Origin of the sequence: Herbaspirillum aquaticum, from assembly GCF_002213425.1 — a bacterium.
GTDB classification, from domain to species: Bacteria; Pseudomonadota; Gammaproteobacteria; order Burkholderiales; family Burkholderiaceae_D; genus Herbaspirillum; species Herbaspirillum aquaticum.
This window is the reverse complement of the sequence record NZ_NJGV01000028.1, coordinates 1-14,859: the sequence shown is the minus strand read 5'-3', so window position 1 is coordinate 14,859 and position 14,859 is coordinate 1. Positions and strand designations below refer to the sequence as shown.

General features: G+C 60.5%; 22 protein-coding genes and 1 tRNA gene. 21 read left to right on the top strand and 2 right to left on the bottom strand.

Going from position 1 to position 14,859, the window contains the following annotated elements; translation table 11 throughout:
- Nucleotides 1–2: 2 nt before the first annotated feature.
- Nucleotides 3–326, bottom strand: coding sequence for a hypothetical protein (locus tag CEJ45_RS22215; RefSeq protein ID WP_088757226.1), 324 nt, complete (start codon nucleotides 324–326; stop codon nucleotides 3–5).
- A 149-nt stretch (nucleotides 327–475) separates the two neighbouring features.
- Here CEJ45_RS22215 and CEJ45_RS22210 point away from each other — a divergent pair, with 149 nt between their 5' ends.
- From CEJ45_RS22210 to CEJ45_RS22115, 20 genes are all read left to right on the top strand, one after another.
- Nucleotides 476–916 (top strand): hypothetical protein, encoded by a 441-nt coding sequence (locus tag CEJ45_RS22210; protein WP_088757225.1) that lies wholly within the window; start codon nucleotides 476–478, stop codon nucleotides 914–916.
- A gap of 1 nt (nucleotide 917) precedes the next feature.
- The gene (locus CEJ45_RS22205; protein ID WP_088757224.1) at nucleotides 918–1,589 is read left to right on the top strand and encodes a hypothetical protein; all 672 of its coding nucleotides are present in this window, start codon (nucleotides 918–920) and stop codon (nucleotides 1,587–1,589) included.
- Nucleotides 1,586–1,777 carry a hypothetical protein gene (locus tag CEJ45_RS22200; protein WP_088757223.1) on the top strand — a complete coding sequence of 64 codons (192 nt, stop codon included), beginning with the start codon at nucleotides 1,586–1,588 and terminating at the stop codon, nucleotides 1,775–1,777. Before CEJ45_RS22205 ends, CEJ45_RS22200 begins: the two co-directional genes overlap by 4 nt.
- A complete protein-coding gene (locus CEJ45_RS22195; RefSeq protein WP_088757222.1) occupies nucleotides 1,770–2,594 on the top strand; it encodes a hypothetical protein in 825 nt (274 codons plus the stop codon). Before CEJ45_RS22200 ends, CEJ45_RS22195 begins: the two co-directional genes overlap by 8 nt.
- A gap of 10 nt (nucleotides 2,595–2,604) precedes the next feature.
- Nucleotides 2,605–2,802, top strand: coding sequence for a hypothetical protein (locus CEJ45_RS22190; RefSeq protein ID WP_088757221.1), 198 nt, complete (start codon nucleotides 2,605–2,607; stop codon nucleotides 2,800–2,802).
- Nucleotides 2,803–2,892: 90 nt separating this feature from the next.
- Entirely contained in the window at nucleotides 2,893–4,419 is a 1,527-nt protein-coding gene (locus tag CEJ45_RS22185) for a phage tail sheath C-terminal domain-containing protein (RefSeq protein WP_088757220.1), read from the top strand.
- The gene (locus CEJ45_RS22180; protein WP_088757219.1) at nucleotides 4,416–4,811 is read left to right on the top strand and encodes an HNH endonuclease; all 396 of its coding nucleotides are present in this window, start codon (nucleotides 4,416–4,418) and stop codon (nucleotides 4,809–4,811) included. Before CEJ45_RS22185 ends, CEJ45_RS22180 begins: the two co-directional genes overlap by 4 nt.
- Nucleotides 4,812–4,994: 183 nt before the next feature.
- On the top strand, nucleotides 4,995–6,287 hold the full coding sequence (locus CEJ45_RS22175) for a hypothetical protein (RefSeq protein WP_088757218.1): 1,293 nt from the start codon (nucleotides 4,995–4,997) through the stop codon (nucleotides 6,285–6,287).
- Entirely contained in the window at nucleotides 6,272–7,021 is a 750-nt protein-coding gene (locus tag CEJ45_RS22170; RefSeq protein ID WP_141107039.1) for a hypothetical protein, read from the top strand. The genes CEJ45_RS22175 and CEJ45_RS22170 overlap by 16 nt, the downstream gene beginning before the upstream one ends.
- 49 nt (nucleotides 7,022–7,070) lie before the next feature.
- Entirely contained in the window at nucleotides 7,071–8,141 is a 1,071-nt protein-coding gene (locus CEJ45_RS22165) for a hypothetical protein (protein ID WP_241517409.1), read from the top strand.
- Nucleotides 8,138–8,767 (top strand): phage baseplate assembly protein V, encoded by a 630-nt coding sequence (locus tag CEJ45_RS22160; RefSeq protein ID WP_088757215.1) that lies wholly within the window; start codon nucleotides 8,138–8,140, stop codon nucleotides 8,765–8,767. Before CEJ45_RS22165 ends, CEJ45_RS22160 begins: the two co-directional genes overlap by 4 nt.
- Nucleotides 8,767–9,168 (top strand): phage tail protein, encoded by a 402-nt coding sequence (locus CEJ45_RS22155; protein ID WP_088757214.1) that lies wholly within the window; start codon nucleotides 8,767–8,769, stop codon nucleotides 9,166–9,168. The genes CEJ45_RS22160 and CEJ45_RS22155 overlap by 1 nt, the downstream gene beginning before the upstream one ends.
- Complete coding sequence (locus CEJ45_RS22150; protein ID WP_088757213.1) at nucleotides 9,165–10,289, top strand: baseplate J/gp47 family protein; 1,125 nt, start codon at nucleotides 9,165–9,167, stop codon at nucleotides 10,287–10,289. The genes CEJ45_RS22155 and CEJ45_RS22150 overlap by 4 nt, the downstream gene beginning before the upstream one ends.
- Nucleotides 10,286–10,963: a hypothetical protein gene (locus CEJ45_RS22145; RefSeq protein ID WP_241517408.1), complete on the top strand. Its 678-nt coding sequence runs from the start codon at nucleotides 10,286–10,288 to the stop codon at nucleotides 10,961–10,963. The genes CEJ45_RS22150 and CEJ45_RS22145 overlap by 4 nt, the downstream gene beginning before the upstream one ends.
- A gap of 66 nt (nucleotides 10,964–11,029) precedes the next feature.
- Nucleotides 11,030–12,142, top strand: coding sequence for a gp53-like domain-containing protein (locus CEJ45_RS22140; protein WP_088757212.1), 1,113 nt, complete (start codon nucleotides 11,030–11,032; stop codon nucleotides 12,140–12,142).
- A 1-nt stretch (nucleotide 12,143) separates the two neighbouring features.
- Complete coding sequence (locus CEJ45_RS22135) at nucleotides 12,144–12,473, top strand: hypothetical protein (protein WP_088757211.1); 330 nt, start codon at nucleotides 12,144–12,146, stop codon at nucleotides 12,471–12,473.
- A gap of 56 nt (nucleotides 12,474–12,529) precedes the next feature.
- Complete coding sequence (locus CEJ45_RS22130; protein WP_088757210.1) at nucleotides 12,530–12,925, top strand: putative holin; 396 nt, start codon at nucleotides 12,530–12,532, stop codon at nucleotides 12,923–12,925.
- Nucleotides 12,922–13,215, top strand: coding sequence for a hypothetical protein (locus CEJ45_RS22125; RefSeq protein WP_088757209.1), 294 nt, complete (start codon nucleotides 12,922–12,924; stop codon nucleotides 13,213–13,215). The genes CEJ45_RS22130 and CEJ45_RS22125 overlap by 4 nt, the downstream gene beginning before the upstream one ends.
- Nucleotides 13,208–13,672 carry a glycoside hydrolase family 24 protein gene (locus CEJ45_RS22120; RefSeq protein ID WP_088757208.1) on the top strand — a complete coding sequence of 155 codons (465 nt, stop codon included), beginning with the start codon at nucleotides 13,208–13,210 and terminating at the stop codon, nucleotides 13,670–13,672. Before CEJ45_RS22125 ends, CEJ45_RS22120 begins: the two co-directional genes overlap by 8 nt.
- Nucleotides 13,669–14,172: a hypothetical protein gene (locus tag CEJ45_RS22115; RefSeq protein WP_088757207.1), complete on the top strand. Its 504-nt coding sequence runs from the start codon at nucleotides 13,669–13,671 to the stop codon at nucleotides 14,170–14,172. The genes CEJ45_RS22120 and CEJ45_RS22115 overlap by 4 nt, the downstream gene beginning before the upstream one ends.
- A 125-nt stretch (nucleotides 14,173–14,297) precedes the next feature.
- On the opposite strand, the gene CEJ45_RS22110 is transcribed toward CEJ45_RS22115, so the two are convergent.
- A tRNA-Thr gene (locus tag CEJ45_RS22110) sits at nucleotides 14,298–14,373 on the bottom strand.
- 241 nt (nucleotides 14,374–14,614) lie between these two features.
- Here CEJ45_RS22110 and CEJ45_RS25395 point away from each other — a divergent pair.
- On the top strand, nucleotides 14,615–14,770 hold the full coding sequence (locus CEJ45_RS25395) for a DUF2515 family protein (protein ID WP_420913318.1): 156 nt from the start codon (nucleotides 14,615–14,617) through the stop codon (nucleotides 14,768–14,770).
- Nucleotides 14,771–14,859: the final 89 nt, after the last annotated feature.

Sequence of the window (14,859 nt, the reverse complement as noted above, 5' to 3'; positions counted from 1 at the left end):
GGTTAGCAGGAATTTCCTGGTCGTTGAGATACATACTGCTCAGCCACTTCCCTACGAATGGCAAGAATTTGCTCATCAGTCGGTGGCTCGAGCACTTCCTTTGTTGACTTGGCAGCTTCTTTTGCTTTCCATCCTTCCTCAAACATCTGTAGCGCATAGCCCACCACGGAAGGCAGGTTTTCGCCCCACAATTTCGGGTCGCTCATGCCGACCAAGTGATGCTCGCGAAAAGCGGCCTCCATTTCGTTAGCAGGGTTGTCCTTGATCTGCTGAAGCATTTGACGGCAATGCTCGTTGCGCTTGGCAAGAAATTCGGTATCGCTCACTTATCCCTCCTTATTCGCCGGTGCTGCGGCAATCATGGCGCGGTATGCTTTTTCCAAGTAGTCATCCGGCTGGAGCTGTGCCGGTTCATCGGGTTCAAGCCTGGCCCGGGACTGAATGCCGGCGGCAACACGGTGAAGCTGGAGCGAGCATGACGGTGCTGGTGTGGGACGGCAAGAGCTTTGCAGCCGACAAGCAGAGCACGGTGGGCGGCCAGCGGAACAAGGTCACCAAGATTTTCCGGCTGCATGACGGGATTGTCGGCCTGATGGGTGACGGCCCCCATGCTCGGGCGCTGCTGAACTGGTTCAAGACGGCCAGGGCAGATGGTGAGTTTCCGGCCAAGCCGGCAGACTCGGAATACGGCGCCAGTGCGGTGATGGTGACCAACGACAGGGAAATCAGGGTCTACAGCACTACGCCACACTATGAAGTCATCGAGGACGTGCGCGGCGCATGGGGCTGCGGCCGCGACTATGCGCTGGCGGCCATGCATCTGGGCTGCGATGCCCAGCGCGCGGTCGAGGTGGCCATCGAACTAGATCTGTTCTGCGGCGTCGGCATCGACGTCTTGACGCTGGAAGACGCATGACATGGACGCCCTCAAACTCCAGAGCAAGATTTACAGCGGGTATGCGAAGGCCGCCCTGCGCCTGGGCCTGGACAACGTCCAATACCGCCCGAGCGGTACCGGCAACCCGCTGGCCACGGCCGGCGTGACGCTGAAGGCCAGCTTCAACGCGGCCGACATGACCTACGGCAAGCCGAATAAGTACGGCATCGCGGTCTGGTATGGCCTGTTCGACGCGAGCCAGACGCAGGAGGGTGATTATCTGGTCGGGCCGCAAGGCACGTTCTTCATCGCCAGCCAGCAGTTACACCTGCCGATCCAACTGGTGCAGTGCAACCGCAAGGTGTTCCTGACACGCACCTCGATTGCCTCTGGCGCCGGCGCGGTCGACTATGGCGGCCCGTCAGGCACCAGCGATGACACCATCCTGCTGGGCGGCTCTGGCGCGGTGGGTGCCACGGGCTGGCCGGCGAGCATCCTGTTGTTCGGGCAGCGCGAGCGCAACCTGAGCGAGATTCCCAGCAGCGTGCAGCAGATCGGCTGGCGCATCATTCTGCCGCCTTCGGTCCCGGCCTCGGTCGTGATCACGGCGGCGGACATCCTCACTGACGACATGGGCCGGCGCTATGCGGTCCAGGGCGCCGAGCTCACTGACATGGGCTGGCGCATGACCTGCACGGAGCTTCACGCATGAAAAACATCAAGATCATCAGCGATGGGACAGCCGAAGGCACTCATGTGTTTGATTCCGATGGAAAAAAAATCGATGGAATCATCACCAGCATCAGCTGGGGTATTGATGCTGACGGCCGTATCGGCGAAGCAACGATCACATTCTCGCAGCCGGTAGTCGAGTTGGAAGGTGAAATCAGCGATGGCTGACCTATCCGACGTCAGCAACATGCTGGTGGCCGAGCTCGCGGCCTATCTATACCCGAACGGGACTTCGAACCCGGTCTCGCCGGTGGTGAACTCCAAGGCGAAGGTGTTCGCCGGCTGGCCGCAGCCAGAAGACCTTGACGCAGACCTGCGCGCAGGGTGGGGCTACATCAGCATCTACCCGCTGGATACGGAAAAGCAGCTGCTGGTGACGCAGCGTGACTGGCAGGCTGGTACGCTGGCCGCCGCGACTATCACCGCATCCGTCGCTGGCCAGGTTGTGACGCTCGCCGGCACCGTGAGCGCTGGCCAGAACGTCGCCATCACGGTCAACGGCACGGCTTACATCGTCGCGGCGCAGAACGGCGGCACGCTGTCGGGCATTGCCGCCGCGCTGGCCACGCTCATCAGCGCCGACGTCCCGGCCACATCCAACGGCGCGGCCGTGACGGTCCCTTCGGCCAAGACGCTGGCCGCCAGCGTGGGCACGTCGGGCACGATGACCCGCGCGCTGCGCCGGCAGCAGAAGGTTTTCCAGATGACGGCCTGGGCCAGTGGCCACGCACAGCGCGATCAGCTGGGCGCGGCGATTGACCAAGCTCTGAGCCCGCTGTCACGCGCGGCGCTCACGGACGGCTCCGTCGGCGTCTTGCACTACAGCCGCAGCATGCAGGACGACAGCATGCAGAAACAGCGCATTTACCGCCGCCATGTGCTGTTCGCGGTGGACTACATGACCACCCAGAGCACCACCGGCACCACCGTGCTGGACGCAAACGTAACCATCGTCGGCGGAATCGACGTGAATATCTCGACTTGAGGACCATTCCATGAAACTCGTTGCAACCCAGGCCTTTGGCGGCTATGCCCAAGGCGCAGAAATCACCGACCAGGCCGCCATCGACGCAATCCTGGCCAGCGAACAGGCCGCTTTCGTGGTGCGCGTACCGGATGACACCGCGCCGGCGCCGATCCCTGCGGCCAGCATCAAGAATGCCGTGGCGACCGACACCGCCGACAGCAAGTAACCACCAGCAATCCCCATAAGGGCCGCCCAGCGCGGCCTTTTTCGTTTCTGAGGCCGCCATTCGCGGCCTTTTTTCTTTTCGGAGGCTCCAATGCCGGTTTCCCAAGCGGGCTCGATCAACACCACGGCCCTGATCGTCCCGGACATCTATGTCCAGATCCTGCCGCCGCAGAACACACTGATCAATGGCCTGCCCACCAACATCCTGGGCATCGTCGGTACCGCCCAGTGGGGACCGGTGAATGCGCCGACCACCATCGGCGACATGAATGGCTACTCGCAGACCTTCGGCGCGGTCCAGAACCGCAAGTACGACATGGGCACGCAGGTTGCCCTGGCCGTGCTGCAGGGCGCCAACAACTTCAAGTGCGTGCGCGTGACCGATGGTACCGACGTGGCCGCCTCCGTCGTGGTGCAGACCAACTGCATCACCTTCACCTCGAAATACACCGGCACGCTGGGCAACGGCATCCAGGTGACGCTGTCGACCGGCTCGGCCGCAAGTTCCTGGCGCGCCGTCGTCTCGATGCCGAACCGCCAGCCCGAGACCTTCGACAACATCACCGGCACCGGTGCTGCGCTGTGGGCCAACATTGCCGCCGCCATCAACCAGGGCCAGTCCGGCCTGCGCGGCCCGTCACAGATCATCGTGGCTACTGCCGGCGTCGGCACCACCGCCCCGACTGCGGCCACCCTGAGCCTGACCGGCGGTACCGATGGCGCAACCACCATCACCAGCTCGGTGCTGCTGGGCCAGGACACCATCCCCCGTAAGGGCATGTACGCGCTGCGTAACACCTACACCAGCATCGCACTGCTGGCCGACTGCGACGACTCGACCAGCTGGACCACGCAGGTGGCGTTCGGTGAGAAGGAAGGCGTCTACATGATCGGCGTCGGTCCCGCGGGTGACACCATCTCCAACGCGGTCAGCACCAAGGCCACCGCCGGCATCGACAGCTACGCCATGAAGCTGCTCTTCGGCGACTGGGTCTACTGGCAGGACACCGTGAACAACGTGACCCGCTTGGTCTCGCCACAGGGCTTCGTGGCGGGTTGCCTGGCGAACCTGTCGCCCGAGCAGTCCAGCCTGAACAAGCAGCTGTTCGGCATCGTCGGCACCCAGAAGAGCATGCAGAACCTGCAATACAGCAGCGCAGAACTGCAGACCCTGGCCCAAGCCGGCATCGACCTGATCACCAACCCGATTCCCGCCGGCAGCATGTTCGGCGTGCGCATCGGCCACAACACCAGCAGCAATCAGGTGATCAACGGCGACAACTACACCCGCATGACGAACTACATCGCCTACACGCTCAACAGCGCCATGGGCAAGTTCGTCGGCCGCGTGCAATCGACGCAGCAGAACGATCCGCTGCGCCGCCAGGTGGATGCAACGATCAGTACTTTCATGCAGAACATGATTGACCAGGGCATGCTGGACAGCTTCGACAACAAGTGCGACCTGACCAACAACCCTCCGAACCGCATCGCGCAGGGCTACCTGCAAGACGACCTGAACGCGCGCTACCTGGGCATCGCTGAAAAGCTGATCGTCAACATGCAGGCCGGCCAGTCGGTGGTAACACGGGCCAGCCTCGCAGCAGGCTCGGCATGAAGACACTGAGGCTCAAGAGCGGTGCAGAGGTCCTGGTTGACGACGAGGATTTTGACTTCGTCAGCCAGTACAGCTGGCACGTCTCTCACAACGGCTACGCGATCCGCAGGGCAGTTGAGCCAAGCGGGCGAAAGCGTGTCATCTACATGCACAAGGAGCTGATGACGCCATCGCCTGGGAATGAAATTGACCATGCGGACATGAACAAGCTGAACAACTGCCGCAGCAACTTGCGTGAGGCGTCCAGAACCCTGAACAACGCGAACCACAGGCCGCGCGAAGGTTGCTCGTCCAAGTTCAAGGGTGTCGCTTGGCACAAGAACTACAAGCGGTGGTGGTCCTACATCAACAAGAACGGCAACCGGTCACGGTTTGATCTTTGGATCGCATGACTTTAATTTTTATCTTGACCAGATTCTGTAAATATTTTTGCTGGGCTTTATCGGGGTTCTTAGCATAGTCACTTCGAATTGTAGAGGCATCTGTTTCAATAACTGCCGCAAATACACTTGCACACAGTGCTGCGGCCACAGAAATGAACATAGCAATGGCTGTTTTTTTCATAAGGGAAAGAAATGTTTGAAGCTTTCAAGATTGGCGTAAAAATTTCTTTGCTGAATCATGCCAGCTATGGACTTGCCATGCTGTCAAAGGACTTCCTGAAGACCGAAGCCGACGCAAACAAGCTGGAACAGCGCCTGAAGTCTATCAAAAACCTTGGATTGGCCGGCGGATTGATGGCCGGCGTCGGAACCATGGGGCTCTCACTGCTCAAGGGCCCGCTGGACGAGGCAAAGAAATTTGAAACCGAAGTTCAAAAGTTCAAGGCTTTGGGCTTGGGTGATGCAGTGAACACCGATGCTGTCAAATTTGCACGCGGCATGGACATCATGGGACAGTCGGCGCGCGACAACCTGGTGATGCTGCGGGACGCTACCACTATGATGGGCGATTTTGAGCATGCGAAAGAAGTGCTGCCGACGCTCGGGAAAATGCGATTCGGCATTGAATCGGTGATGGGCGGCGGCCAAGGTGGAAATTTTGAACGGATGTTCCAAGATGCGCTGAAGGTTTCCGAATTGCGAGGAGCCTTGATTGATAAGGCAACGGGTCATGTTGACCCAGCCAAGTTCCAGCGCGTTATCGACAAGATGACGCAGGCATTCGTGGCTAGCGGCGGCCTTGTGACTCCATCTGACTATCTCGCTGCAATGAAGACCGGCGGCGTCTCGACAAAATTGATGGCTGATGAGATGTTTTTTTTCGGCCTCGGTCACTTCATGCAGGAATCCGGCGGATCGCGCACCGGTACTTCTTCGATGTCCATGTTCCAGAACTGGGCAATGGGGCGCATGAGTCAGCGTACTGCTGAAGATATGTCGAAGTATGGCCTTCTGAACCCAGCCGCACTCCATTACGGCACTACTGGACACATCAAGCGAGTTGATGCGATGGGTATCAAGGATGCGGATTTATTTATTCAGCATCCGTTCAAGTGGGTCAACCAGGTAGCTGTTCCGCAGCTCATGGCGCAAGGCCTGACTGGCGACAAGTTGAATATCGCCTTGGCGCAGATTCTTGGTATCCGAACCGCTTCGAACCTGGCGGACCAGTTTGTACGCGAAGAGAAAATCGCCAATCTCTATATTGAACGCGCGCAAAAAGCTGCTGGGGTTGACTCTCTGTACTCCCTCGGCAAGAACAGTCTTCGGGGCCAGGAATTGGACGCCCATGCCAAGTGGCGAAACGTGCTGCTGGAACTGGGCAATACGATTCTCCCTTTGGCGACCCTGCGCCGATCACCTGGGGCGGCCTGTTTCGTGGGACGACGGCGGCCTACCGAGCCCGCTACGTGCAGAACATCATGAACGAGGGCCGTGCGGTTGACCTGATCTGGTCGGAGTTCCTGTATCGGGTTCTCGTTCGAGAGTTCAAGGCCGATTTCGAGCGGTTCTATCAGATCCCTTATCAGATCACGGTCGAGATCGTGGCGGACCTGAGCGGCGCAGTGACGGAGAAGGCGCCGGCTTCGGTTGATGACCTTACCCGGGATGATGCGGCCAGCGTGACGGCTTTGGCCGACCAAATCGGCGACCCAACGCTTTCCTCGCTGGTTTCCAGCCTGAACACTGCCATCAGCACGGTGAGCGACATTGCCAAGGCGGCCACCAGCACGATCAACAGCATCGTGAAGCCGCTCAATGCGGTGCGTGCGCGCGTGCAGGTGCTATTTACCTCCGTCAACAACACAGTGCGCAGCGTGACCACGCTGGGCGGCATCCTGCCGAACAACCCGATTTCCACGAACGTGGGGCGGATCTTGAGCCAGGCCACGGCCGCAACCCAGATTCCGGTGCTGCAGCAGATGGACGTGACGCTGGGCCGGATGGGCAAGAACCTGGGCAACATCAATGCCGGAACCAAGACCGTGACGCAGGCCGGCGGCAACCTCTTGCGCGTCTCCGCAGACGAGTATGGCGATGCCATGGGGTTCACAACGCTGCTCGCTGCCAATGGCCTGACCGATCCGCAGCTTACCGGTGTGAACACCATCGTGGTGCCGCCCTTGAATCAAACGCCGAATGGGGTGCTGAATGCCTAGTTTGAATGTGCTTCCGGTGCAGCCTTCGGCAAGGCAGCCGCGCGGGGCCGTGAAGCTGAACGAAACGCTCATTGATGGATGGCTGTCTTGGGAGGTCGAAAGCAACAGCTTCTACGCGGCGGACACCTTCCGCATCACCTTCCTGAAGAACATGCTGCCGGCAGAGCGGAATGCGCGCTGGTTTTCCGAACTCACCACGGCATTTGTGGAAATCTTCGCAGGCTTCCCGCCGAACGCGGATAACTACCGCACCACGGACCTGACGAGCATGGTCTATGGCCGGGTGGATGAGGTCGAGTTTGATCTCGTGCGCGGGCGCATCGACCTGATCGGGCGTGACCTGACATCGGAATTCATCGATGCCAAGACCACCGAGAAGTGGCCGAACAAGACGGCTTCGCAGATCGCCACCGACCTGGCCGTGCGCCGCGGCCTGACGCCGATGGTTACGCCTACCACCACAAAGGTGGGCACGTATTACGACATCGACAACGTGACGATGACCGACCAGCGCAGCGAGTGGGACATCCTGAACTACCTGGCGCACCTGGAGGAATTCGCAGTCTACGTGCGCGGCAAAACGCTCTATTTCGGGCCGAAGCCGGACCCAAAGGCCACGCCCTATGTGCTGCAGTGGCAGCCCCCAGAAGGCGACCGAGGCTACCCAGTCGGCAATTTCATGGATCTGCGATTCACCCGGGGCCTGACGGTCTCGCGCGGCATCCAGGTTGTGGTGCGCTCGTTCTTGTCGAAGGGGAAAAAGAGCTTTACGGCAACCTATCCGAGCAAGGGCAACTCGACCCAAGCCGGCAAGGCCAAGCCGTTCGGCGGGACGCAGATTTACACCTACACCATCCCGGGGCTGACGCAGGAACAGGCGCTTCAGCGTGCGCAGTCCATCTATGCCGAGCTGATTGCACACGAGATGAAGCTGACGGCCTCGCTGCCGGGCGACAACATTCTGGGGATCGACACCATGGTGCAGGTGATCGGGACAGACACGGCTTGGGACCAGACCTACTACCCGGACAGCGTGACGCGCCGGATGTCGTTTGAAGAGGGATACATGATGAACCTGCATGCCAAGAACCATGCGCCAGATTCCACGGTGGCGCCATGAGTGCGCTGGCCAATGCAATGCGGCTGCAGGCGGCGATGGAGCGCAGCACCGAGGCCAAGCCGCGGAAGGGCATCGTCAGCAGCTACAACCCGGACAAGTACAGCGTGAAAGTGCGGATTCAGCCGGAGGACGTTGAAACCGGCTGGCTTTCGCTGGCGGCCGCTGCCGTGGGCAACGATTGGGGCGTGATCTTCGCGCCGTCCATCGGCGACCAGGTCGACGTCCATTTCGAGGAAGGCAACGCAAACAGCGGTTTTGTGTGCAGCCGCTTCTTCGATGACCAGGACCGGCCCATGGCCGTGCCGTCCGGCGAGTTCTGGATGGTGCACAAGACCGGAAGCTTCCTGAAGTTCACCAGCGACGGGAAGATTTCGGTCAACGGTGCGGCAGAAATTGACGTAACGACCCCGGTGGTGAATATCGTGGCCAGCGGCGCGGCGAATGTGACGGCTCCCCAGATCAACCTGGGCGCGGACGGTGCCAGCTTGCTGAGCGTGCTTACTTCGGCGTTCGCTTCGCTGTTCAACGGCCACACGCATAAGAGCAACGGCAGCGGCGTGCAGACTGATCCGCCCCAGCAGCAGGCTGATTCTTCCCACATGACCAGCACAGTAAAGGCTTCCTGATGTCCGACCTGTACCACTACTGGAGCGGCGATCTCTCGGCGTCCGCCTCCGGCGACCTGCTGGGCGTCGACGGCACGGAGCTGGGCCAGCAGCGCGTCTTGCGGCGCCTGCTGACTAACCCCTCCGCCCCGGGCCAGAACGGCGCGCCCGATCTGCCGGGCGACTATCTTTTTCACTTGGACTATGGCGCCGGCCTGCCGCGCCAGGTTGGCGAGGTGGTCGACGTCTCGAAGATCCGTGCGCTGATCCGCGGCCAGATCCTGCGCGAGTCGGCCGTGGCCCGCTCCCCGGCGCCGCAGATTGACGTCGTTCCGATCACCGGGGGCGTCAGCGTTTCGATCCGCTACAACGACGCCCAGACCAAGAAACCCGTATATCTCGCCTTTGACGTGAACAAATGAGCCTATCAAGCAAAGATTTCGTGACGCTGGTGCAGGAGCAGGTGGCGTCCATCCAAGGCAAGTCCACCGCGCTGGTGGACATGACCATCGGCTCCACATTGCGCGCGGCGGTCGAATCCGTCGCATCGGTGGCGCTCTGGCTGCAGGGCCTCGTGCTGGCGCTGCTGGTCACGACCCGGGCGTCGACGGCCAGCGGCAGCGATCTCGATACCTGGATGGCCGATTACAACTTCACGCGCTTAGCGGCCGTGGCCGCAACCGGATCGGCCACGTTCTCGCGTTTTACTGCCTCGGGCACCGCCTTGGTGCCGGTGGGCGCGCTGATCCAGACCGGCGACGGCACGCAGCAATACACCGTGACGGCCGACACCACCAATGCAGCCTATGACGCCGGCCAGGGCGGCTATGTGCTGGCCGACGGCATCAGCTCGTTGACCGTGCCTATTCAGGCAGTGACGGCCGGCGTGGCCGGTAACGTCACGGCCGGGACGATCAACACCATCGCCCAAGCGATCACCGGCATTGACACGGTGACGAACGCCGCCGGGCTGACGAATGGCCAGGATGCCGAGCTTGATGCGGACTTCCGCGCGCGCTTCATCCAGTACATCAACAGCCTGTCCAAGGCCACAAAGGCCGCAGTGCTATATGCGCTCCTGTCGCTGCAGCAGAACGTCAGCGCGGTTATCGTGGAAAACCAGGCGTACAACGGCACCCCCCAGCCGGGCTACTTCTATGCGGTGGTCGACGATGGCAGCGGCAACCCTGGCAGCACGTTCCTGGCCAGCGCCGGCAACGCGGTCGAGGCCACGCGGCCGCTGTCTGTCACATATGGCATCTATGGCCCAAGCCAGGTCACGGCCAACGTCTCCATGACGATCACCACGGCCACGGGGTACATCCATGCCGATGTGGTGGCGCTGGTGGAGGCCGCGCTGCAGACTTACATCAACACTCTGGGCCTCGGCAACTCGCTGAGCTACACCAAGCTGGCAACGGTGGCATATGGCGCCTCGCCTGGCGTGACCAACGTGAGCGCGCTGCTACTGAACGGCGGCACTTCGGACCTGGCCATCACGGCCAAGCAGACGGCGAAAGCCGGGACTATTGCGGTGGCATGATGGCGACAGGCGATCAAAACGACGTTTTCAAGCGGCTGAAGGACCTGCTGCCGAATGGCTGGTTCACAGGTGACACGCCAATCCTCGATGGCCTGCTGTGGGGCGCGGCCTATGCGCTGAATTTTGTCTATACGCTCTGGGCCTACGCCAAGCTGCAGACACGCATCAAGTGGGCCACCGATGGCTGGCTGGACATGATCGCGGCCGACTTCTTCGGCAACACGCTGCTGCGCAAGAAGGGGCAGGGCGACAGTTCATTCCGAAACCGGATCATCATCAACCTGTTCCGGGAGCGTGGCACTCGAGCGGCGATGGTCAAGGTGCTGGAAGAGATCACCGGCAACACGCCGGACATCTTCGAGCCAAACCGACCGCTGGACACCGGCGCGCTGAACTCGCCGCATTCGAAAGGCTACTGTGGCGTGGCCCGCATGGGCTCGCTGGCCGTGCCGTACACCGCGATGATCACGGCTTACCGGCCTGCAGCGGTAGGAACGGCGGCCGGAGGCGCATTTTGCGCTGCGCCAAAAGTGGCGGCACTGAACAAGCCGCTCGCCAGTTCATACACGAACTCACTCAGTCTGGTGACCACTTCGGCCACCGATGAGGATATCTACGAGGCAATCAGCGCGGTCAAGCCTGTGGGCACGATCATGTGGACTGCCATCAAGTAACCATTCCAGCAGCACCAAACATCCCTTCGGGCCGCCATTGAGCGGCCTTTTTCTTTTGGAGAGCCAATGCGCCGCCCCATTACCCAGATCGGACAATCCATCTACGAATGGCTGTTCACCCGTCCCGCCCAAGACAACATGGTTGCACTTGGCAAGCTGAGCGCGGCTGTGCTGGGCACTACCACACAATTCAACGGCCTGGCCGTGAGCCCAACCGCGCCCGCCTCGATGCAGGTCAGCGTTGCGCCCGGCGAGATCTACATGCAGACCGCTCTGGAGCAGACGGTTTATGGCACCCTGGCCGCCGACACCACGCACCAGATTGTCAAGCAGGGCATCAGCCTGGACGCCACGCTGATCACCATCGCCGCGCCCGGCGTTTCCGGCCAGTCGATCAACTACCTGATCCAGGCCACGTTCCAGGAGACCGACATCAGCGTGGACCCGACCAACGGTACTTCACCGGTGGTGCTGCAGTTCTACAACGACTCGAACCCGAGTGTTCCCTATAACGGCCCGAACAACTCCGGCCAGACCAGCAACACTTTCCGCCAGGGTTCCGTGGTGTTGAGCGCCAAAGCAGGTATCTCGGCCACCACCGGCAGCCAGGTCACGCCGTCCCCGGATTCCGGATATGTCGGTATCGCGGTGGTGACCGTCGCTAATGGCCAGACCTCCATCACTTCCGGCAACATCACCGCTTACAGCTCCGCACCGGCGATCAGCGAGCGCCTGGGCGACAAGATCAGCCAGACCACGGGCGATACGCGATACGTCCGGTCTGCGAATGTCGTTACCCCCACCTCCGACCCAACCTATGCAGACAGTAGCGTCAATCCTCCCAGCACGAGCTGGGTGCGTGGCGCGATGTCCGCAATCGCAACGGCGGCCGGGTTCGCTGTCAATCTGGGGTCTAACGGATATTTGAAGCTCCCATCCTGGCTGGGTGGTGTCATCTTGCAATGGGGATCCACATCAAGCCTCGCGGTCAATACGAACACGACCATCACCCTTCCGCTGACCTTCCCTAACGCGAACCTGCAGACCATTGTTGTCGGCAGCAGTGGGGCGGCAGCGTGGGTCACGGTCAACGGGAAAACGACCTCAAACTTCACCGTGACCAACAGCAACTCTTCGCAGAACCCTTCCAACGCTGCCTTCTTTGCCATCGGATATTGATATGTTCTTTTCGAAATCGACCAACGGTTTTTATGATCCCAAGATCAACCTCGACGGCATGCCGGAAGATGCTATCGAGATTGGCGATGACGTCTACCGCCAACTGCTAGACGGCCAGGCCGCAGGGAAGATCATCTCTGCGGATGAAAATGGATTCCCCATCCTTTTGGATGCTGCGCCTATTTCGGCGAGGGAGGTGGTTTTGGCGCAGATCTTGGCGTTGGAGGCGACCGTTACCCAGCGCCGACTGCGGGATGCCATCTTGGGGACGGATGGCGGCTGGCTGAAGGATGTGGAAAGCAAGATTGCCGCGCTGCGCGCCAAGCTGTAACCGGTACATCGACTCTCTTGCCCGCCTAGCGCGGGCTTTTTCATTTTGGGGGCTCAATGCCAGAACCAACAACCAGCGCGGCGACGGGGTACGCCGTCGCTGTGGGCACGGTCACACTGACCGGATCGTTTCTCGGGCTGCAGTATGACCTGCTGCTGGCCGGGATCTTCGGTGGTTGCGTGGCCTTGTCGTTCAGTCGGCAGACGCCGCTGCTGCGCATGGCCATCACGCTGATCACCAGCGCCTTGGTGGCGGCCTACGGCGGCCCGGTGGCCATGGCCTGGGCGGCGCAGTCGTCCTATTTCGAGTGGACCGCAAAAATACCAGAGCAAATGCGGTTTTTCAGCGCTTTCGCCATCGGGGTGTGCTCGCAGACCTTGGTGCCGCTGGCGCTGCAGCAGCTGCAAAGTCGATTCGGAGGGGGTAATCCGCAACCAGGAGCTACCGAATGACGACCCATTACCTGCTGATTATCAATCTCGTGGCCGCGGGCCTGATCCTGCTGCGCGCCCTGTGCGCTCTCAATGAGATGACGCCGGCCGCCGAGCATCATTTTGACCGGCTGTTTTTTTCGCTCGTCGTGGCTGGCGAGAGCGGCATCCTGCTCGGCCCACTGTTCGGCTACATGCTGAAGCCTGAAATGGCCTACGTGGTGCTAAATGTCGGCTTTGCCGGCCTCTTCGCTGTTCCCTGGATGTACTTGGCGGCGCGTCAGCGCCTATGGAGCAAGTCAAATGGATAACCGCAAGGCATTTCTCGACACCCTGGCTTTCAGCGAGATCGGCGCGGCGCTGCTGAAGGTCTCCGACAACGGCTATAACGTCATCGTGGGCTCCACGCCATGGAAGCCCATCCTGTTCAACAGCTATGCCGACCATCCGCGTCGCTTGATCGCGCTCAATCCGACGCTGTCCTCGACGGCCGCCGGCCGCTACCAGCTCCTGGCCCGCTACTTCGACGCCTACAAGAAGCAACTGAACCTGCCGGACTTCTCGCCTACCAGCCAGGACGCCATCGCGCTGCAGCAGATCAAGGAGCGCGGCGCCCTCGCTGACGTGGACGCCGGGCGCTTCGATATCGCGGTCAGCAAGGTCCGGAATATTTGGGCTTCGCTGCCGGGCGCGGGCTATGGCCAGCGCGAAAACAAGCTGGAGATCCTGCGCGCGCAGTTCGCTGCCGCCGGCGGGATGCTGGCATGAGCGTCCTGGCTCTGCTGCGCATCGTCCCGTCCTGGTGCTACTGGATTCTGGCCCTGGTGGCGCTCTGCCTCGGCTGCGAGATCCACGGTGCCGGCCGCGTGCAGGCGAAGTGGGACCTGCAGGAGGCAAGCCGGAAAGCCGCGGAAGCGCAGGCGGTGAAAAGCCGCGAGTCCGAAAACCAAGCTTTGAAGGCGCAGTTCGCGGCCGACAGGGCTCTCATGAAGAAAGACTACGATGCGAAACTTTCTGACTATGCTGACCGCCTTGCTCGCTCTGAGCGGCTGCGCCTCGGCGCTGCCTGGTGCGACGGAGCAACTCCCGGAGCGGGAGCGATTTCAGGCGCCCCCGGAAGCAATGCGGCCGATCCCGACCCTGGAATGGTTGGAGCAGACCTTCAACGAGCTATTGACCGCTTCAAAGAGCGCATTGCAGCCGGGTTCGAAACTGGACGACTTGCTCAACAAGTGATTATCAAGAACGGCCTCGCTCCCCCGCCGTGACCCATACCCCGAGCTTCCCACGTGGAGGCTTGGGGCTTTTTTTCGTTTCTGCTGAGACTGGCACCAATTTGGCCCCGATGCCTCAAGAAAAAAGCGGCCTGCATCGCTGCAAGCCGCTTCTGTTCTGGTGCTGATGGGCGGAATCGAACCGTCGACCTACTGATTACGAATCAGTTGCTCTACCAACTGAGCTACATCAGCTGAAGGAGCGCGATTATAACCTTTTCTTTTCTCTTCTTCTAGTGCAAGAGTTGTTGGAACCTTGGCAAGGTTGATCCCTCCTCTTCAGCTAGCTTCTTCCCGGTAATGTGACTCGGCTAACGCTCCGCTTTCTTGCAGCGCTCAAGCGTTTCAGGGGCAGGCCCAAGCCTTCCCCCCCTCGCATTTACGGAGAGCCATCGTTAGTCTATATCTATCAGGTTTTGAGAATCAATAGCAATATATGGGGTCATTTTATTCAGATCCGTTTTGTCGCAATCGTCTACCCATTATCGATCCGGTATTCAAAGGACTCGCTAAAGGCAATTTATGGTTGTTTTACGACATCAGTGGCTGGCATTGGTATTACACCCGATTTCGCAGCAGCTTTGATGTATAAAGTGGACCCCGAATTTGAGACACTGATTTAAGCTGTCGTCCTGGAAGGGATGACGAGAATGAGTGAAGCAAAGAAGAAGCGAAATAGCT